We start from the raw sequence: 19,597 nt of genomic DNA, 5'->3' as shown, positions 1-19,597 counted from the left end.
TGGAAAAACCCTTTACAGACTAAAAAGTTTCTGTTAGAATTTAAATCTGTGAGAAACATTGAATGGAGGTGCAAGCAAATGGCAGTTAAAATTCGTTTAAAACGCATGGGATCCAAACGGAATCCATTTTACCGCATTGTTGTTGCCGATTCCCGCGCTCCGCGTGACGGCCGGTCTATTGAACAAATTGGGACCTACAATCCTGTAGTGAATCCAGTTGAAGTTAAAATAGATGAAGAAAAAGCGCTTGACTGGATGACAAAAGGCGCGAAGCCAAGTGATACTGTCCGCAATCTTTTCTCAAAAGAAGGCATCATGAAGAAATTTCACGACCAAAAAAATCAATAAAGCAGTGGTGATATCATGAAAGCCCTAATAGAATCGATTGTCACGTCGCTTGTGGACCATCCGGATGACATCGTCGTGACAGAAACAGAAGAGGAAGCGAAAATTGTCTATCATTTAACGGTGAACCCGGAGGATGTCGGCAAGGTTATCGGCAAAAATGGCCGTATTGCCAAGGCCATCCGCACTGTTGTATATGCAGCCAAGGCGGATGGCAACAAGCGGATTTATTTGGATATTATGTAAAGGGGAAGGGAAAACCTTTCCCTTTTTACACAGTTAAGAAAGTATAACTGCTTTCTTACTGCATAAGTGCAACGAAGGCATTCACCCAAAGGCTAAGGTATTTGCCAAGTTTTCTAATAAAATCAGGAGTTTTTTAAGCTGCTATGAATGGTGCCGAACGGATGCATTTTTTGAGAGCGGGGAAAAACAGTGCAGATAATTAAGCGGATCCAGATCAAACAGATTGTTACGGAAAAGAGCAAGAAAAAATTATATGAGAACTTTTATGAACATAAAATGCGGCTTGAACAAGAGTGTCAACAACTAAGGTTTGAACAGCGGAAGATGCAGAATAAAGCCGGGGTATCCAAACAGGAGATAGCCCAGCGCTTTGGTCAGGAGCTCGACAACCGAAAAGAAAAAATGAAGCTGATCGACTTCAAAATCGAGCAGCTGGAACTGCTGGAAATGGGCAGTGAGATTACGGAAAAAGAAGTTGAAGCTCTTGTTGAGGTGGAAGAAGGTTCGCATTGGGAACAGATAATGAGTGAACAAGCCATTGTCATTAAAGACGGTATAGTGGTACGAATTGAGAATTAGCAGGTGATAAAATGACAGAGAAATGGTTTAACACAGGAAAAATTGTCAATACACACGGGGTGCGAGGTGAAGTGAAGGTACTTCGCATCAGTGATTTTGAAGAGCGTTTTGAGCCAGGTAATGTCCTGTGGGCAGTAATGGAGGATAAGGAGCCAGTGCAGCTTGTCATCTCCGGACATCGAAAACATAAAGGATTTGATCTGCTTCAATTTGAAGGCTATGCCAATATTAATGATGTTGAAGTCTTCAAAGGAGCAAATTTAAAAATAACAGAAGAACAGCTGACTGAATTGGAAGAGGATGAATTTTATTACCATGAAATTATCGGCTGTGCAGTCTCAACGACAGAGGAGCGGGACCTTGGTGTGATTAAGGAAATTCTCTCACCAGGAGCGAATGATGTCTGGGTGGTAAAGCAGCCCAGGGGAAAGGATATCCTGATCCCCTACATTGGCGATGTGGTCAAACATGTAGACACAGAGAATAAAAAGGTAGTCATTGAACCAATGGAGGGACTGCTTGACTAATGCATATCGATATATTAACCCTGTTTCCCGAAATGTTTACAGGGGTATTTCAATCCTCGATTCTGAATAAAGCTCATGAAAAAGAGAAATTCAGCTATGATCTGGTGAATTTTCGCGACTATACCGAAAACAAACACCAAAAAGTTGACGACTATCCGTATGGCGGGGGTGCTGGGATGGTCTTGACTCCTCAACCGGTCTTTGACGCGGTGGACGCTGCGGTAAATAACAGGCAGACGAAGCCGAAAATTGTCCTAATGTGCCCACAAGGGGAGACCTACTCGCAAAAAAAAGCGGAAGAACTCGCACAAGAAGAGCATCTGATTTTGATATGCGGGCATTATGAAGGCTATGATGAGCGAATACGCGAACACCTGGCTACAGAGGAACTGTCGATTGGTGATTATGTTTTGACCGGCGGTGAACTGGGGGCAATGGTGGTCGTTGACAGTGTGGTCCGCCTGCTGCCGGATGTGCTTGGGAATATGGACTCCGCACCGGAGGACTCGTTTTCGACAGGGCTGCTGGAACATCCTCATTATACCCGCCCGTCAGATTTCCGCGGTATGAAAGTTCCTGATGTGCTGACATCAGGTGATCATGAAAGAATACGGCGATGGCGCAGAAGCGAGGCATTGCGGCGCACCTATGAACGGCGACGGGATTTATTGGAGAAACACCCTCTCACGGATGAGGATGCCCGGCTGCTGGAGGCTATCCGAGAAGAGGATTAGCATTTTTGGCAGACGGTTTGGCGAAAAGTTAAGTTTTCTTAGATTGACAGTTGAAGTCTCACTTGCAGTATGGTATATTAATTGTTGTGCTTAGAGTTTCGGCTTTAAGTGAAAAACGATGTTCCGCTGTTCCCTAGAGAATAATGAGCATTGGTTTGGAAGGAGTGAAGCAGGATGCAAAAACTAATTGCAGACATCACAAAAGATCAACTTCGTACCGATCATCCTGATTTCCGTCCTGGTGATACGCTGAAGGTTCACGTGAAAGTTGTTGAGGGAACCCGCGAACGTATCCAGGTTTTCGAAGGCGTGGTTATCAAGCGTCAAAACGGAGGAATCAGCGAAACATTTACGGTAAGAAAGATTTCCTATGGAGTTGGGGTTGAACGTACATTCCCATTGCATTCCCCAAGGATTGACAAAATCGAAGTGAGCCGCCGCGGTATTGTGCGTCGTGCGAAGCTGTACTATCTTCGCAATCTGCGTGGAAAAGCAGCGCGGATCAAAGAACGCCGCTAATCGGCAGAACCGCATAAAGAACAGGAAAGGAGCTTGGCAATTCGCACAGGCTCCTTTTTGTATTTTGTTGTTTCCTGAGAGAATGTTTCTGTAGACTGCGACGTAAATCAGTGAGTTTCATGATGGCCGCTGCGGAAATATACTACGCGCACCTTAGGGTGGCTGGTGAGCCCCCTTGTGCTGTGCACTGCGAGGTCTCACCGAGGCCATTCCTCCCGCAGGAGTCTCCGTATATTTCCTCCGCTGACTGATGTGGTTTTTGACTCTAATGCTGTTTAAATCAACTACTACTCTTAATAGTTGATTTCTGTTGCTGACAGTGGCTTTCCCGCAAGAATCCACTGCCGTCAGCTCCAATCAACCATCAACAGAGTGGGGAGCTATTTGATTGCTTTTAAAAAGCACACCGTTAGCGGAGGAAATCCCCCGAGACTCCTGCGGGATGAAAAGCATAGACGAGACCCCGCAGCGCGACAGCGCGAGGAGGCTCGATAGCTTCCCGCGGAAAGCGAGGGGTATTTCCGCAGCGGCAGGGTAAGTCGCAGTTTTCCATCAACTACGAAGGTTATAAGCAATAAAACTTACGAAAAAACCTTTTTCTGCTTCCTTCCTGATTTCACAGAAGGAAAAGTTGAATGATTGAATCGAACTGGATAAAATAAAGGGAGACTGCAGTCGCCTGGAGGGGAATAGATGGCTGAGAAAAAGAAAAGCGAGTTGTTTGACTGGGTAAAAGCGTTACTGATTGCATTTGGGATTGCTTTCATCGTTCGAATGTTTTTCTTTGCGCCGATTGTTGTGGACGGACCGTCGATGGCGCCGACATTGACAGATGGCGACCAGATGATTGTGAACAAATTTATTTATAATGTCAGTGAACCGGAACGATTTGATATTATTGTTTTTCATGCCTCTGCTCAGCAGGATTTTATTAAACGGGTGATCGGCTTGCCTGGTGAGCATGTCGCCGTTGAAGACAATGTATTGTACATTAATGGTGAAGAGGTGGAAGAGCCATTTATGGAAACGAAAGACGGAGCCAAGCATTCCATGACAAGTGATTTTTACCTGGAACAATTGCCCGGCGGATATGAGACAATTCCGGAGGGGCATTTGCTCGTGCTTGGCGATAATCGGGAAAACTCGACAGACTCCAGGATGCTCGGGCTTATCTCTATGGACCAGATGGTTGGCAAAGCCAGTCTGATTTACTGGCCGCTGGACCGGATTCAGATCATCCGCACTCAGGAAAATGAAGGAGCAGGATAACAATGGCGATACAATGGTTTCCAGGCCATATGGCGAAAGCAAAAAGGGAAGCGGAAGAAAAGCTGAAGCTGGTTGATTTCGTAATGGAATTGGTGGACGCGAGAGCCCCTGTATCTTCTCAGAATCCCATGCTGCAAAAGGTGCTTAAAGATAAACCGAAAATGATGGTTTTAATGAAGAAAGATTTAGCCGACAGTCGTGAAACAGACAGGTGGATTGCTCGCTTTAAGGAAAAAGATATTCCGGCCATTGCTATCAATGCGGGTAACAAAGCAGATATCAAACAGGTAGTTCAGCTGGCCAAAGAACTTGGCCAGGAAAAGATGGATAAACTTCGGAAAAAGGGTATCCAGCCTCGTCCATCCCGAGCGATGATTGTGGGCATCCCCAATGTTGGCAAATCCACCTTGATCAATCGACTGGCGAACAAAAAGATTGCCAAAACCGGAGACAAACCGGGAGTGACCAAACAGCAGCTCTGGATTAAAGTAAGGAAGGATTTTGAACTGCTGGACACTCCGGGGATCCTGTGGCCGAAATTTGAAGATGAAATGGTTGGCTACCGGCTGGCTGCAATCGGTACGATCAAGGACAGCATCCTGGCAATAGAGGATATTACTGCTTTTGCCCTCATGTTTCTGCAACAACATTATCCAAGGCTGCTGGAAAACCGGTATGGAGTAGATCCGGAAACAGAAGATATGGCAGAGCTGTTTGAGACGATCGGACAAAAACGCGGAGCATTGGAAAGCGGAGGCCGTGTGAATTTCACGAAAGTGTCAGAACTGGTGCTTGAGGACCTCCGTTCAGGGAAAATCGGCAGCATAACCCTGGAGACCGTTTCCGGCTGATGGCATGCACCTCCTGAGGGGCATGCCTTTATTCACGCTTTTTTGTTTTAAGGAAAGCCGGAGTATGCCGATAATAGAAAGAGAGACAGGTGGCAGGAATGGAAAAATCAACAATTAAAGCAATCAAAGAACGATTCCATACGGGAAATATCAATGAGGAATGGTTGAGCCATTTGAGACAGGATGGGAGAAAAGGGGTACAGCAGCTGATTCGCTCGTATGAAAGGCAGCAGGCAAAAGCGCAGGAACTGAAAAATAAATTTTTACATATGACTCGTTATGAGCAGCACGGTTATGCAAACGGAAAGCGCCTGATCGCCGGGGTTGACGAAGTAGGGAGAGGACCGCTCGCCGGCCCTGTGGTTGCCGCAGCTGTGATTCTTCCTGAAGATATCAACCTGCTTGGACTCGATGACTCCAAACAGCTGTCGGAGGTGGCACGAAATAAATTTTATTCCCTGATCAAGCAGCAGGCAGTCTGTTATGGGATAGCTGTTGTAGGCAATGAAAAAATTGATCAAGTAAACATCTATGAAGCTGCAAAACTGGCAATGCATGAGGCCTTGGGTCAGCTGGACCCTCGACCGGATCATGTATTAGCAGATGCAGTCCCGCTTACAGGACTGCCCTGCAGCTCGGAAGCCATTATAAAAGGAGATGCCAAAAGTATTTCCATCGCCGCAGCCAGTGTCCTGGCAAAAGTTTACCGGGATGAATTAATGAAAGAAATCCACCACTCATACCCCGCCTTTGATTTTGCCTCCAATATGGGCTATGGTACGAGAAATCATATGGAAGCATTAAAGCGGCAAGGGGCTTCTCCGTTTCACAGGAGATCTTTTGCACCAGTACGGGAAGTGTTGCAGCGATAATTCGAGAGGGGGATCCGGATGGGTGTTTATGAAGTCAGTGGGAATCGGCTTTCCAGCGTGCAGCAAACCGGGCTGACTCTTCGTCCCGGGCAAATCATTCAAGGGAAAATTCTTAAGCTTTATCCGGGAAACAAGGCGCAGATCCAGCTTGGCGCGCATAAAATGACCGCCCAGCTGGAAGCTTCTCTGTCGGCAGGGAATGCGTATCACTTTCAAGTTCAATCGACTGGCAAGATGGTGCATCTGAGTGTGCTTGGCGAGTCGGGGAGGAACAAGGAGCGGGAAGGTATCAACCATCTGCTCAAACAGCTGAATTTGCCAATGGGAAAAGCCAATGCAGTGTTTGTAGAAGGATTGGTCCGAGCAGGTATTCCGTTTGATAAACAGCAGCTTGTCCGTGCATTTGGGTTTCTCGGAGGTACTGCCAATAAATCAGCTGCTCAGCAGATACTTCAGCAGATGGTCCTGCACAAATACCCGATGACACAAGGAGTTTTTCAGGCATTGTCAGCTGTTCAAACCGGCAGTTTAACCAATCATACGCAGGCACTGCTTGAGCAAGTTGACCGGCAGCCCGGGCAGCAGCAGCTTGCCGGACAATTGCGAAGCATTCTGGGTGGAGGCACTTCGGGAGACAGTGCTTTCCTTGTACAGAATATTAGGCAGGAAGCCATTCAGAATAACCAAACTTTATTTACCATATTAAGGGCTGCAGGGGCCATAAAAAGCGGTATCCCTTTTTCCCAATGGAAAACTGCTTGGCAATCATCAGCCGGCCAGGCTCCAGTCCAGTTTTCTCAAGCAAGCGCGATTTCCGGGCTTGAGCAGCTGCAGGCAAGCAGGCCAGAGCTGCAGGTCGAAGCAAAGCAGTTTCTCCAAACTTGGGGAGGCAGGATTGCCGAATCAGTTCGGGCTAATGCTCCGCTTGCCGAAGCAGATTTCATCCAGTTAAAACAGCATGCTGCCACACTCACAGCACAGGGAGCAAAGCAGGTGGCACAAGCGCATTTGCAGAACACATCAGCATCCATACAGCAGCTGATGCAAATGATGGAAACCCTGGGAGATGACACATCGTATGCCAGAATCGCAGAAAATTTAGTAAACGGAAGCCAGAGTCAGCTCCTGCCAGCGACTGCATTGCGCCAAAATTTGATCACCCATATGAATCAGATACTGCTTTTTACCGGGCTTTCTTATGAACATCAGATTGCAAATGATCAGCTTCCCTCCCAGCTTCCGGTAAAAGCAATGCTTATGCAGTTGCTGCAGCAAGGAGATGGAGGTACAGAGCAAGCCCGAAATCTGCTGAACTTTATTAATGGTATGCAATTGCAGTCCGTCCAGGAGACAAGCCATTACATCCATGCGAGCCTGCAGCTTCCGCATGAACCACTTGGTCTGAATGAGGATTTGCTTCTGGAATTTGAGGGAAGAAAAACAGAGGATGGAGAAATTAGTCCAGACCACTGCCGCATATTGTTCTATCTCGATTTGCAGCATGTAAATAAAACGGTAATTGATATGCATATCCAAAAACGATCTGTTTCTGTTGCCGTATTTAATGATAATGCATCATCCGGGCACCGGTTCAAGGAGTTAGAACAGCAGTTAAAATCAGGCTTGGATTCGTTGAATTATCAGCTGGGTGCGGTCACTTTTAAACCCCTGACCGAGGAGTTTAAAGGGGAAACGGGGAGCAGCCGAAAGCAGGCCGTGTTCAACTATAAAGGAGTTGATTACCGCGTATGACAGAGAAAAGAAAAAAAGCAGCAGCACTAAGGTATGACGAAACCCGGGAGCATGCCCCGGTTGTATCCGCTGCAGGAAAAGGGCTGCTTGCTGAACGCATTCTTGAAAAAGCGACAGAAAATAATGTGCCGGTAATGGAAGATGCATCACTGGTTGAATTGCTTGCAGAATTAAACATTAATGAAGCGATCCCTGAGGAATTATATCAGGCCGTAGCAGAGGTTTTTGCCTTTGTATACCAGGCAGACCGGAAAATTGGAAAACAATAGCAGTCCGAATTTAGTTTGCGTCTTTCTCAATATGTTGTGAAATGTGTCGGTTTTTAATACAATAGAAATGCAGTGAATTTTGATGGGAGGATTAAGGATGAACATTCATGAGTATCAAGGCAAAGATATTTTGCGTGAGTATGGAGTAAACGTTCCCAATGGACATGTTGCCTATACGGCAGATGAAGCCGTAGAAGCTGCCAAGAAGCTGGACAGTGCGGTTACCGTGGTAAAAGCACAAATCCATGCTGGCGGCCGGGGAAAAGCCGGCGGTGTTAAAATTGCGAAAAACCTGGATGAGGTGCGTACATACGCGGAAGAAATTCTGGGCAAAACCCTGGTGACCCACCAAACAGGACCAGAAGGGAAAGAAGTTAAGCGGTTACTAATTGAAGAAGGTTCCGACATTCAAAAAGAATATTATATCGGTGTGGTTCTCGACCGTTCGACTTCCCGTGTCGTTATGATGGCATCAGAAGAAGGCGGAACGGAGATCGAGGAAGTGGCAAAAGAAACACCGGAAAAGATTTTCCGCGAGGTGATTGATCCGGTTGTTGGTCTGGCAGGCTATCAAGCTCGCAGACTGGCATTCAATATCAACATTCCCGATGAATTAATCGGCAAAGCAGCGAAGTTCATGGTTAAATTGTATGAGGCATTTGTTGATAAAGACTGCTCGATTGCGGAAATTAACCCGCTGGTAACTACCGGAGACGGAGAAGTGCTTGCACTGGATGCAAAACTCAACTTTGACGAAAATGCTATGTATCGTCAAAAGGATATTCAGGAATTGCGTGACTTGGATGAGGAAGATGAAAAGGAAATCGAAGCATCCAAATATGATTTAAGCTATATTTCCCTTGATGGAAACATTGGATGTATGGTAAATGGCGCAGGACTGGCTATGTCGACCATGGATATTATCAAATATACCGGCGGCGAACCGGCTAACTTCCTTGATGTTGGGGGCGGTGCGACTGCAGAAAAAGTGACGGAAGCTTTTAAGATCATTTTGTCCGATTCCAATGTAAAAGGTATTTTTGTAAATATTTTCGGTGGCATTATGAAATGTGATGTGATTGCTGAAGGGGTAGTGGAAGCAACCAAACAGGTCGGCCTGGAGATCCCGCTCGTTGTTCGTCTGGAAGGAACCAATGTCGAACAGGGCAAGAAAATTCTCGAGGAATCCGGTCTGAACATTACATCAGCAAGCTCGATGGCAGACGGCGCCGAAAAAATTGTTTCCTCGGTGAAATAGGTTTATCATTCGCAGGTTAAAAGTGGCTGAAAAATTGGACAGAACATACAGAAAGGGCGGACGAAAATGAGTATTTATATTGATAAAGATACAAAAGTGATTGTCCAGGGGATTACTGGCGGCACGGCTAAATTTCATACCAAGCAGATGCTTGAGTATGGCACAAAAATTGTTGGCGGCGTGACACCGAAAAAAGGCGGCACAGAGGTCGAAGGAGTACCAGTGTTCAATACTGTAAGAGACGCAGTCGAACAAACAGGAGCGAATGCATCGGTTATTTATGTGCCTGCTCCCTTTGCTGCAGATGCGATAATGGAAGCCGTGGATGCAGAACTGGATCTGGCTATCTGCATTACCGAACATATTCCTGTAATGGATATGGTGAAAGTCAAGCGGTATATGGAAGGGAAGAAAACACGGCTGGTCGGACCAAACTGCCCAGGTGTGATTACAGCAGACGAAAGTAAAATTGGCATTATGCCGGGATACATTCATAAAAAAGGCCATATCGGCGTCGTTTCCCGCTCTGGCACATTGACCTATGAAGCGGTACACCAGCTGTCTGAAGCAGGCTACGGACAAACTACAGCAGTAGGCATCGGTGGCGACCCGGTCAATGGCACCAACTTCATTGATGTACTGGAAGCCTTTAACAAGGATTCGGAAACAGAAGCGGTAATCATGATCGGTGAAATTGGCGGTACGGCAGAAGAAGAGGCAGCTGAGTGGGTCAAAGCGAATATGACCAAACCTGTTGTCGGCTTTATCGGCGGGGCTACGGCACCCCCAGGGAAACGGATGGGACATGCCGGCGCTATTATTTCCGGCGGCCAGGGAACTGCGGATGAAAAGAAACGCATTATGCAGGAGTGCGGAATTGCTGTTGCCGAAACCCCTGCCGTAATGGGAGAAACGATGATTAAGACATTGGAAGAAAATGGCCTGAAGGAAAAATGCAAAACACATTAAGATAACTGGGGGCCGCCTCCTCTTGGGGAGGGGGCAGTTCCCCAATAAACAAAGGAAGTGATGAATTGCAGGAAATGCGCGATCGATTGATCCACCTCAGCAGGTGCCGCGGCATAGGCCGTCGCACAATAAGAAGGATGCTCCAACATGACCCCACACTAAAGCAGGTCTATTACTTATCTTCCAGCTATATCAGCCAGCTTTACGGAATCCCGCATAAAAAGGCTAAAACTTTTTACTCCGATCTTCACAACAGTCATCTCATGCAGCAAATCACGTCGGAACCGTGTACGATTATTACAATAGTTGACGAGAATTATCCAAATGTGTTAAAAACAATAAAAGATGCGCCACTTGTTCTTTATGCCAGAGGAAATACCGCTCTCTTGGATCGCATGCCCGCTTTAAGCGTAATCGGCACCAGAAACCCATCCCCTGAAGCTCTGCCAAAAACCGAACGTATACTGGGACCTCTGATAAACAGCGGCTGGACAATCATCAGCGGTATGGCCAAGGGAGTAGACAGCCATGCCCATCAATGTACACTAAGCGGACGCGGTAAAACCATTGCCGTACTCGGCGGGGGCTTCGGTCATATTTATCCGAAACAAAACATTTCGTTGTTTCAGCAGATTTCCGAACAAGGCCTCGTTCTATCTGAATATGCTGCCAGCGTCCCTCCCCAAAAGCATCATTTCCCCGAACGCAACCGCATTATCAGTGGATTAAGTTTCGGCACCCTGGTTATTGAAGCTAAAGAGCGAAGCGGCACCCTGATTACCGTGGATCAGGCGCTTGACCAGGGAAGAGAGGTGTTTGCCGTACCTGGATCTCCGCTTATTCCCCAGACAAAGGGCAATCATCGGATGATCCAGGATGGGGCGAAGCTAGTTTTGGAGGCAGAGGATATTCAGGATGAGTGGGAAACTGCAGGGAAATACTTAATGCAGGTTAACAGGCAGTGAAATCCCTTCCAAGAAGGCTAGACCACCGGTTTGTGACTTTTAATTTTTCACAGTGGATGGAAAACTGCGACGTAGGTTGCCGCTGCGGAAATACATGTGATTTTCATAGTAGGTCATTTTAATTCTCCCAGTTGTGAATTCGAGATGTGTGCTCGTTGATTTCCGCTGCGGACAGCCGCTTTCCGAGGGCACGGCCTCAGCCTCCTCGGAAGAAGACCATTTCCTGCGGGGTCTTCAGACTCGTGCTGTTCCCGCAGGAGTTGGCTGCCCTCCGTTCCAATCAACCATCAACAAAGTGGGTAGATGCTGTTTAATTTTAACAAGGGTAAAGATAAAAAACACAATAGCTAGCGGAGGAAATACCCCGAGACTCCTGCGGGATCATAGTCATAGGTGAGACCCCGCAGCGCGTTAGCGCGAGGAGGCTCACCAGACGCCCGCGGAAAGCGAGGGGTATTTCCACAGTGGCGTTCATGAAACCAACTGAGTTACGTCGCACTTTATGGATAAAACAGCAAACGCTTTTCGATGGGACTAGTAACCGCAGTACCATTCGTTTAGTAAACAGTCTTCAAGTAAAAGAACACGAATAAAATAGTTTGTTCAACTAACATACGAGGACCATAGTTTTTTGGGGGCCCGGGTCCCTGCGAAATAAAGTTTCACTTAATATCATTCTTCATAATTCAGGAAAAACCACATACCATAGCATTAATCTTGCGCACAGTTTGTTTGACAAATAGAAGGTATGTATTTAATATTAGTGACGATTTCCAATTTTTTATTACAGGGTAACAGATAAGTAAGCCCCCACATTAAAAAAGAAGACGTGGGATAAATGCCTGTAATAAACCGATCTTAGGAACAAAGACTAAGAACGCCACGTTGTGTGGCAACATCTTTATGACCCACATCGTGTGGGCCGTAACTGCCATTTAGCTGAAATACGCCGCGAAATGAAATTTCACTTTATTGCAGGTTAACACGCAGTAACCCTCCACTTCCAAATATGGAAGGAAAAATTAATATTTTTAGGTGGAGGCTAACTGCCTGTAAAAGCCCTATTGGTTCAACTAACATTCAGTGAGGCCCCGAAGAACACGGGGATCCCACTGAATGAAGTTTCACTTTATCGCAACCTCATTCTGGGAGGAAATGGAATGTCAGATTATCTAGTGATCGTTGAATCGCCGGCAAAGGCGAAAACGATAGAACGCTATTTGGGAAAAAAATATACAGTGAAAGCATCCATGGGCCACATCCGGGATCTCCCGAAAAGTCAGATGGGTGTGGATACAGAAGATGAGTATAAACCGAAATATATTACCATACGCGGTAAAGGCGATGTACTGAAAGAGCTGCGCAAAGCCGCAAAGAAAGCTAAAAAAATCTATCTTGCAGCTGACCCGGACAGGGAAGGGGAAGCGATCGCCTGGCATTTGGCACATATACTTGATATAGATGAAGAGTCAAAATGCCGTGTCGTATTTAATGAAATTACTAAAGATGCCATCAAGGAATCTTTTAAACACCCAAGATCCATTGATGTCGATTTGGTGGATGCCCAGCAGGCAAGGCGGATACTTGACCGGCTTGTCGGCTACAATATCAGTCCACTGTTATGGAAGAAAGTGAAAAAAGGATTAAGTGCAGGCAGGGTTCAGTCTGTCGCACTGAAGATGATTATTGACCGCGAGAAAGAGATCGAGAATTTCAAGCCGGAAGAATACTGGTCCATTGATGCCGGTTTTCTGAAAGAGAAAGACCGGTTTGAGGGCTCTTTTTATGGCGTGGACGGTAAAAAACGAGAATTAAAATCCGAAGAGGAAGTAAAGGAAGTCACCGCCCGCCTGAAAGGGAAAAACTTCTCAATAGACAAAGTTGCCAAACGGGAGCGCAAACGCAATCCAGCACAGCCATTCATCACCTCTTCCCTGCAGCAGGAAGCAGCTAGAAAGCTCAACTTCCGGGCGAGAAAGACAATGATGGTTGCTCAAGCATTGTATGAAGGAATTGATTTAGGGAAAAAGGCGGGCGGCATTACAGGGCTAATCACCTACATGCGTACCGATTCCACCCGAATTTCCGATACCGCCAAACAAGAAGCAAAACAATATATTGAAGAAAAATACGGCGAAGAATATCTAGGACAGAATAAGTCAGCAAAGAAAAAAGAAGGCGCACAGGATGCACATGAAGCAATCCGCCCAACTTCAGCACTCAGAGATCCTAAAACATTGAAAGACATCTTGTCCAGAGATCAGTATCGCCTGTATAAGCTGGTATGGGAGCGGTTTATGGCAAGTCAGATGGCTCCCGCTGTGATGGATACGATGACTGTCCATCTGCTGAATAACGGGGTGGAATTCCGGGCCACCGGTTCAAAAATCAAATTTAAAGGTTTCATGAGAGTATACGTCGAGGGAACGGATGACAACAAAAAAGAAGAAGATAAAACCTTGCCTGATCTCGAAGAAGGAGGAGAAGTGAAGGCAGAGGAAATCACACCAAACCAGCACTTCACCCAGCCGCCTCCCCGTTATACGGAAGCGAGACTTGTCCGCACCATGGAAGAACTGGGTATTGGACGCCCATCCACTTATGCACCGACACTTGATACCATTCAGCGCAGGGGATATGTCAGCTTGGACAATAAGCGCTTTATTCCAACAGAGCTTGGCAGCATTGTCAGCGAAATGGTGGAAGAGTTTTTCCCGGAAATCATTGATGTGGATTTCACGGTCAAAATGGAGGGTGACCTTGATTCGATTGAGGAAGGAAAGAACGAATGGGTAAACATTATCGATTCGTTTTATCAGGATTTCGAGAAGCGTCTCAAGACAGCGGAAGAAGAAATGGAGAACGTGGAAATCAAGGATGAGCCCGCCGGTATCACCTGTGAAAACTGCGGACATGAAATGGTGTATAAAATGGGCCGCTACGGGAAATTCCTGGCATGCTCCAACTTTCCGGAATGCCGCAACACCAAGCCGATTCTTAAGGAAATTGGCGTGAAATGTCCCAAGTGTAAAGAAGGAAATGTCGTGGAGCGCAAATCCAAGAAGAAAAGGACATTTTACGGATGTGACCGCTTTCCGGAGTGCGATTTCGTTTCCTGGGATAAACCAATTGCCCGGCCTTGTCCAAAATGCGACTCTTTGCTGGTTGAGAAAAAGAAGAAAAAAGGCACACAGGTTCAGTGCACCAATTGTGACTATGAAGAAACTCCACAAAGCTAAAAGATCAGCTGCTCGTGTTGCAACGGGCAGTTTTCCTTTGGATGTATACAAATGCTGGAAATTATTTAGTTCTTCCTGATCTCTGTCTGTCTAAGCTTCCACCATGAAAGTTTCAACAGAATGAAATAGGGGAAACATTTTGACAGGGAGGGAAATCACATGGAGAAAAAACACTATTTTGTTACCATAGATACCCAGGAAATCAGGGAGATCTCCATCCCCGACTCGGGTGTAGAATATGAAATTACAGCAAACCATAAGGAGATAGAAGAACTTCAGGAACTGTTTATGAAAAAAAATAAAGATGCCACGAACGCGACGGAATATATCGGCAAGCCATTTGATGAATGGGGAGCGGATGAAGAAAGAGGAGCTTACAATGACCACATGCTGCAGATTCACAAGAAAATTTTTCAGCTGGGGACAGAGGAAACCAAAGCAAAAATCAGTGAACTGGGCATAATTTGATGCAAAGTTGTTAATACCAGTACTAGCTTTTCACAAACTTTTCACAGAATCTAATTTTTCTAAAATAAACGAATTGTTTTGTGTTGACTAATTAATCTGCAACAGATATAATATTGCATTGGTAAGGGTGTTTACTTGACACTTGTACCGCATAAAAAGTCTGCCTGTTTTCAGAAATAAATGTAATGAAGCATGACAAAAGACATTTTTATGTTATAATAAAAACGGGATTTGTTTCAGAATTTTGTTTTAATTATTGAGCTGTCTGCAGATAATACGATGTGCTTGGAAGGTGAGGAATTGGATGCGTACGCTGCTCAGTTTGCAGAATATCTGCAAATAGAAAAGAATGCCTCCCCATACACGGTAAAGTATTATTTGGATGATTTGGAAACCTATCACCGCTTTTTGGCTGCCGAGGGAATTGCGGAGCCAGGGGATGTGGATCAGCGAATTGTTCGTTCGTTTTTAACTGGCTTGTATGAACAAAACTTAAGCAGAAGATCCGTGTCCCGCAAAATTTCATCATTGAGGGGCTTTTACCGGTTTCTTGAGCGGGAAGGTCACCTCAGCATCAACCCGTTCGCCCATGTCTCCATGCCGAAAGCAGATAAACCGATTCCCGGATTTTTATACGAAGAGGAATTGGAACAGCTTTTTGAGGTGAGTAATCTTGAAGAACCACTTGGGCAGCGAAATCAGGCGCTCCTGGAAGTGCTGTATGCCACCGGAATGCGGATTGGTGAATGCAAGGGGTTGAAGCTGGGAGACATTGATTTTTCCATTGGCACCATGTTTGTGAGGGGCAAGGGCAGAAAAGAACGCTATCTTCCATTTGGGAGGTTTGCTGAAATTGCTCTGGAAACCTACATACATGGCGGGCGGGCTGAACTCTTGGAAAAAGCTAAATCAACATCCGATGCTGTTTTTCTGAATGCTCGCGGCCAGCCATTAACGGACAGAGGTATGCGGCTGATTTTAAACAAGTTAGTTGAAAAGGCAGCGCTGACCGTCCGGCTTCATCCGCATAAACTGCGCCATACATTTGCAACCCATATGCTGAATGAAGGTGCTGACCTTCGCACCGTGCAGGAGCTGCTGGGTCATGAAAGTTTAACTTCCACTCAGATCTATACACATGTGACAAAGAATCATATGCGTGACGTTTACATGAACAGTCATCCGCGTGCAAAAGGCTGACGATGAAGGGAAGGGGTGAAGAAAATGGCGAATGAGATGCATGCCACCACAATTTTTGCTGTCCGGCATAAAGGGCAGTCCGCGATGTGCGGGGACGGCCAGGTTACACTTGGCAATGCGGTTGTCATGAAACACACCGCAAAAAAAGTCCGCACATTGTTTAACGGCCAGGTGCTGGCAGGATTTGCAGGCTCTGTCGCAGATGCGTTTACACTGTTTGAAAAATTTGAAGGCAAGCTGGAGACCTACAATGGCAATTTGACCAGAGCTTCTGTGGAGCTGGCGAAGGAGTGGCGCAGCGATAAGGTGCTGCGCAAATTGGAAGCGATGCTTATTGTCATGAACAAAGAGAGCATGCTGCTGGTATCCGGAACGGGGGAGGTTATTGAACCCGATGATGGGATATTGGCGATCGGTTCCGGCGGCAATTATGCGCTGAGTGCCGGGCGGGCACTTGTCCGCCATTCGGAGCAAATGTCCGCCAGGGAGATTGCTCAGTCTGCCATGAAGATAGCCGGGGAAATTTGTGTGTTTACAAATGACCATACCACCCTGGAGGTACTTGACTGATAAGGAGGCCTGTTAAACTCGATGGGAATTGATTTTACGCCAAAGCAAATTGTGGGTCAATTGGATGAGTATATAATCGGGCAGAACAATGCCAAGCGTTCTGTTGCTATTGCTCTTCGGAATCGCTACCGGCGAATGAGGCTTGAGGAATCGATCAAAGATGAGATCGTTCCGAAAAACATTCTGATGATCGGACCAACCGGTGTCGGTAAGACAGAAATCGCCAGAAGGCTGGCCAAGATGGTGGGAGCCCCATTCGTTAAGGTGGAGGCAACCAAGTATACAGAAGTCGGCTATGTCGGCCGGGATGTCGAAGCAATGGTCCGCGACCTGGTGGAGATGTCGCTCAGAATGGTGAAAGAGGAAAAAATGAATCAAGTAAGGGGCAAGGCGGAACAGGAAGCAAACAAGAAACTCGTCAGCTTGCTTGTCCCCAAAGTGAAAAAGCAAAACAGTGTCAAAAATCCTTTCGAAATGCTTTTCCCTGGCCAGAATGATGAAGAAGACGACAATGGGGAAAAGGAAAAGGATGAAGAAATTCGCAGCAAACGAAAGCGCATCGAACACCAACTGGCACTAGGAGAGCTTGAGGATCACATGGTCAGTGTAGAGATTGAAGAAATGCCGCCATCTATGTTTGACATGATGCAGGGTTCGGGTATGGAACAGATGGGCATGAACATGCAGGATGCCTTTAGTCAGTTCATGCCAAAGAAAACGAAAAAGCGAAAACTGCCGGTCAGTGAAGCAAGGAAGGTGCTTATCCAGCAGGAGGCACAAAAACTGGTCGATATGGAGGAAGCTGCACAGGAAGCCATCCAGCTTGCCGAAGAATCCGGTATTCTGTTCATTGATGAGATGGATAAGGTTGCGGTCAAACAGGAGAATTCCGCGAATGTCTCCAGAGAAGGCGTGCAGCGCGATATTCTGCCAATTGTGGAAGGTTCTACAGTTGTGACCAAACATGGACCTGTTAAAACTGATCACATGCTTTTCATCGCAGCCGGTGCATTTCATATGGCAAAACCATCTGATCTGATCCCCGAGCTTCAGGGAAGGTTTCCGATCAGGGTGGAACTGGAAAAACTGACTGTAGATGATTTTAAGCGAATTCTGAAGGAACCATCCAATGCATTGTTAAAACAATATCAGGCGCTTCTGAAAACGGAAGGTATAAATGTTGTTTTTACTGACGATGCTATAGAAAGACTCGCAGAAGTAGCTTACGAGGTCAATCAGGAAACTGATAATATCGGTGCACGAAGGCTCCATACCATATTGGAAAAATTGCTGGAAGATCTATCGTTTGAAGCGCCGGAAATCAGCATGGAGAAGGTGGAAATCACACCGGCCTATGTGGATGAGAAATTGAGTTCAATTGTGAAAAATAAGGATTTAAGTCAATTTATCTTATAAAAATAGTAAAATCGAATGGAGGATTATCATGGAACTATTAGATCGTGCAAGAAAAATTAACGCAATGCTGCAGACAGCAACAGGAAAATCGGTGAATTTTAATGATATGTCCGCTACACTTCGGGATGTTATCAAAGGAAATGTGTACATCGTAAGCAGAAGAGGGAAGCTTTTGGGATTTGCTGTTAATCAGGAAATCGAGAATGAGCGCATGAAGGGAATGCTGGAAGAAAGACAATTCCCGGAAGAGTATATCCAAGGTCTTGCCAACATTCATGAAACAACTTCTAACCTGGATATTGACAGCCCGCAAACCGTTTTCCCTGTAGAGAACCGCGAATTGTTTCAAAATGGTCTGACAACCATTGTGCCGATCATCGGTGGCGGTGAAAGACTTGGTACGCTTGTACTGGGACGAATCAAGGAGAGCTTTAATGAGGATGATCTCTTGCTTGCAGAGTATGGCGCAACCGTTGTCGGAATGGAAATCCTTCATGAAAAAACCGCAGAAGTTGAGACTGAAGCGAGAAGCAAAGCGGTTGTGCAAATGGCAATCAGCTCCCTTTCCTACAGTGAACTGGAAGCTATCGATCATATTTTTGAAGAGTTAAATGGAAATGAAGGCCTGCTTGTAGCGAGTAAAATCGCAGATCGGGTTGGCATCACGCGCTCAGTGATCGTAAACGCACTGAGAAAACTTGAAAGTGCCGGAGTCATTGAATCAAGATCGCTGGGTATGAAAGGAACATATATTAAAGTTCTTAACAGCAAATTTCTTGTGGAACTGGAAAAACTCCGTTCAAGATAAGCACTTGAAGATATTATAATACAGAGCTGCGGCATAAGCTGCGGCTCTTTTTGTTTGCTTCTTATTCAATTCCTTGCTCTTTACACACTCGCCCTGTCGAAAAATTTCTCTGTCATTTTTCAGCACAAAACCCGGAAATTTTTAAAGAAAACACAAAAATGGAAATAAATTCCAGTAAAAATAGGTACTTTGTATTATTTGTCATCTAGTTCATTTTAACTATTTATTTTACCCATTGCGGAAATCATCGAAAATAGATAGACTTTGTAAGCTAGATAACTTACAATATTCGTAGGTGAGGTTAAATTTTTGACCGTGCTTGAAATTGGAAAGGAGTGGAAGGCTTGGACTTATTTGCTGGAACGATTCGCACGCTGGAAAATTCACTGGATTATGCATCAGCTAAAAATCGGGCAATTTCCAATAATATCGCCAATATTGATACACCGAATTATAAATCAAAAGAGGTAGTATTTAAGGATGTATTAAATAACGCACGCCAATCTTCGTTTGCAGCAAAGCGCACAAATGAACAACACCTTTCATTTTCCGGCACTCTGGGAACCCCTTATCGCGTCGTTACCGATAACAGCACAGTGTATAACCATAATGGCAACAATGTAGACGTTGATAAAGAAATGGCGGAACTGGCAAAAAACCAGATCTATTACCAGGGGCTGGTTGATCGGATCAGTGGCAAATTCAGCAGTCTGCAGACGGTTCTCAGGGGAGGTAATTAAC

21 protein-coding genes are annotated in these 19,597 nt (G+C 45.7%); all 21 read left to right on the top strand.

The genetic code is table 11. The features are described 5' to 3' along the window. The first annotated feature begins 78 nt into the window (after positions 1 to 78). The 21 genes from rpsP to flgB all read left to right on the top strand — a co-directional run bounded on the left by rpsP (position 79) and on the right by flgB (position 19,596). A complete protein-coding gene (rpsP, locus tag CEG13_RS06090; protein WP_100010984.1) occupies positions 79 to 348 on the top strand; it encodes a 30S ribosomal protein S16 in 270 nt (89 codons plus the stop codon). Positions 349 to 363: 15 nt separating this feature from the next. Beyond that, complete coding sequence (locus CEG13_RS06085) at positions 364 to 591, top strand: KH domain-containing protein (protein WP_100010983.1); 228 nt, start codon at positions 364 to 366, stop codon at positions 589 to 591. Positions 592 to 780: 189 nt separating this feature from the next. Continuing rightward, the gene (locus CEG13_RS06080; RefSeq protein ID WP_100010982.1) at positions 781 to 1,170 is read left to right on the top strand and encodes a YlqD family protein; all 390 of its coding nucleotides are present in this window, start codon (positions 781 to 783) and stop codon (positions 1,168 to 1,170) included. 11 nt (positions 1,171 to 1,181) lie between these two features. Further along, on the top strand, positions 1,182 to 1,697 hold the full coding sequence (gene rimM, locus CEG13_RS06075; RefSeq protein ID WP_100010981.1) for a ribosome maturation factor RimM: 516 nt from the start codon (positions 1,182 to 1,184) through the stop codon (positions 1,695 to 1,697). Beyond that, positions 1,697 to 2,431, top strand: coding sequence for a tRNA (guanosine(37)-N1)-methyltransferase TrmD (gene trmD, locus CEG13_RS06070; protein WP_100010980.1), 735 nt, complete (start codon positions 1,697 to 1,699; stop codon positions 2,429 to 2,431). Before rimM ends, trmD begins: the two co-directional genes overlap by 1 nt. Positions 2,432 to 2,605: 174 nt before the next feature. After that, positions 2,606 to 2,950 carry a 50S ribosomal protein L19 gene (gene rplS, locus CEG13_RS06065; protein WP_100010979.1) on the top strand — a complete coding sequence of 115 codons (345 nt, stop codon included), beginning with the start codon at positions 2,606 to 2,608 and terminating at the stop codon, positions 2,948 to 2,950. Positions 2,951 to 3,643: 693 nt separating this feature from the next. Next, positions 3,644 to 4,219: a signal peptidase I gene (gene lepB, locus CEG13_RS06060; protein WP_100010978.1), complete on the top strand. Its 576-nt coding sequence runs from the start codon at positions 3,644 to 3,646 to the stop codon at positions 4,217 to 4,219. A 2-nt stretch (positions 4,220 to 4,221) separates the two neighbouring features. Next, entirely contained in the window at positions 4,222 to 5,070 is an 849-nt protein-coding gene (gene ylqF / locus CEG13_RS06055; protein ID WP_100010977.1) for a ribosome biogenesis GTPase YlqF, read from the top strand. A 98-nt stretch (positions 5,071 to 5,168) separates the two neighbouring features. Next, positions 5,169 to 5,942, top strand: coding sequence for a ribonuclease HII (locus CEG13_RS06050; RefSeq protein ID WP_100010976.1), 774 nt, complete (start codon positions 5,169 to 5,171; stop codon positions 5,940 to 5,942). Between the two features lie 18 nt (positions 5,943 to 5,960). Continuing rightward, positions 5,961 to 7,694 (top strand): hypothetical protein, encoded by a 1,734-nt coding sequence (locus CEG13_RS06045; RefSeq protein ID WP_100010975.1) that lies wholly within the window; start codon positions 5,961 to 5,963, stop codon positions 7,692 to 7,694. Beyond that, positions 7,691 to 7,963 carry an EscU/YscU/HrcU family type III secretion system export apparatus switch protein gene (locus CEG13_RS06040; RefSeq protein WP_100010974.1) on the top strand — a complete coding sequence of 91 codons (273 nt, stop codon included), beginning with the start codon at positions 7,691 to 7,693 and terminating at the stop codon, positions 7,961 to 7,963. The genes CEG13_RS06045 and CEG13_RS06040 overlap by 4 nt, the downstream gene beginning before the upstream one ends. A gap of 97 nt (positions 7,964 to 8,060) precedes the next feature. Beyond that, the gene (gene sucC, locus CEG13_RS06035) at positions 8,061 to 9,221 is read left to right on the top strand and encodes an ADP-forming succinate--CoA ligase subunit beta (RefSeq protein ID WP_100010973.1); all 1,161 of its coding nucleotides are present in this window, start codon (positions 8,061 to 8,063) and stop codon (positions 9,219 to 9,221) included. A 66-nt stretch (positions 9,222 to 9,287) separates the two neighbouring features. Continuing rightward, positions 9,288 to 10,190 carry a succinate--CoA ligase subunit alpha gene (gene sucD, locus CEG13_RS06030; RefSeq protein WP_100010972.1) on the top strand — a complete coding sequence of 301 codons (903 nt, stop codon included), beginning with the start codon at positions 9,288 to 9,290 and terminating at the stop codon, positions 10,188 to 10,190. Between the two features lie 74 nt (positions 10,191 to 10,264). After that, positions 10,265 to 11,155, top strand: a complete 891-nt coding sequence (dprA, locus tag CEG13_RS06025; protein ID WP_338033005.1) for a DNA-processing protein DprA — start codon at positions 10,265 to 10,267, stop codon at positions 11,153 to 11,155. A gap of 1,160 nt (positions 11,156 to 12,315) precedes the next feature. Then, the gene (topA, locus tag CEG13_RS06020; protein WP_100010970.1) at positions 12,316 to 14,394 is read left to right on the top strand and encodes a type I DNA topoisomerase; all 2,079 of its coding nucleotides are present in this window, start codon (positions 12,316 to 12,318) and stop codon (positions 14,392 to 14,394) included. Positions 14,395 to 14,553: 159 nt separating this feature from the next. Beyond that, on the top strand, positions 14,554 to 14,862 hold the full coding sequence (locus CEG13_RS06015; protein WP_100010969.1) for a hypothetical protein: 309 nt from the start codon (positions 14,554 to 14,556) through the stop codon (positions 14,860 to 14,862). A gap of 279 nt (positions 14,863 to 15,141) precedes the next feature. Continuing rightward, entirely contained in the window at positions 15,142 to 16,062 is a 921-nt protein-coding gene (xerC, locus tag CEG13_RS06010) for a tyrosine recombinase XerC (RefSeq protein ID WP_100011195.1), read from the top strand. A 24-nt stretch (positions 16,063 to 16,086) separates the two neighbouring features. Beyond that, positions 16,087 to 16,632 carry an ATP-dependent protease subunit HslV gene (gene hslV, locus CEG13_RS06005; RefSeq protein WP_100010968.1) on the top strand — a complete coding sequence of 182 codons (546 nt, stop codon included), beginning with the start codon at positions 16,087 to 16,089 and terminating at the stop codon, positions 16,630 to 16,632. 21 nt (positions 16,633 to 16,653) lie between these two features. Then, positions 16,654 to 18,048, top strand: a complete 1,395-nt coding sequence (gene hslU, locus CEG13_RS06000; RefSeq protein ID WP_100010967.1) for an HslU--HslV peptidase ATPase subunit — start codon at positions 16,654 to 16,656, stop codon at positions 18,046 to 18,048. 28 nt (positions 18,049 to 18,076) lie between these two features. Beyond that, positions 18,077 to 18,856 carry a GTP-sensing pleiotropic transcriptional regulator CodY gene (codY, locus tag CEG13_RS05995; RefSeq protein WP_100010966.1) on the top strand — a complete coding sequence of 260 codons (780 nt, stop codon included), beginning with the start codon at positions 18,077 to 18,079 and terminating at the stop codon, positions 18,854 to 18,856. A 344-nt stretch (positions 18,857 to 19,200) separates the two neighbouring features. Beyond that, positions 19,201 to 19,596 carry a flagellar basal body rod protein FlgB gene (gene flgB, locus CEG13_RS05990; RefSeq protein WP_100010965.1) on the top strand — a complete coding sequence of 132 codons (396 nt, stop codon included), beginning with the start codon at positions 19,201 to 19,203 and terminating at the stop codon, positions 19,594 to 19,596. Position 19,597: the final 1 nt, after the last annotated feature.

The sequence above is a fragment of the Lentibacillus sediminis genome (genome assembly GCF_002763455.1).
Taxonomy (GTDB): Bacteria; Bacillota; Bacilli; order Bacillales; family Amphibacillaceae; genus Lentibacillus_D; species Lentibacillus_D sediminis_A.
This window is presented reverse-complemented; position numbering and strand designations above follow the sequence as displayed.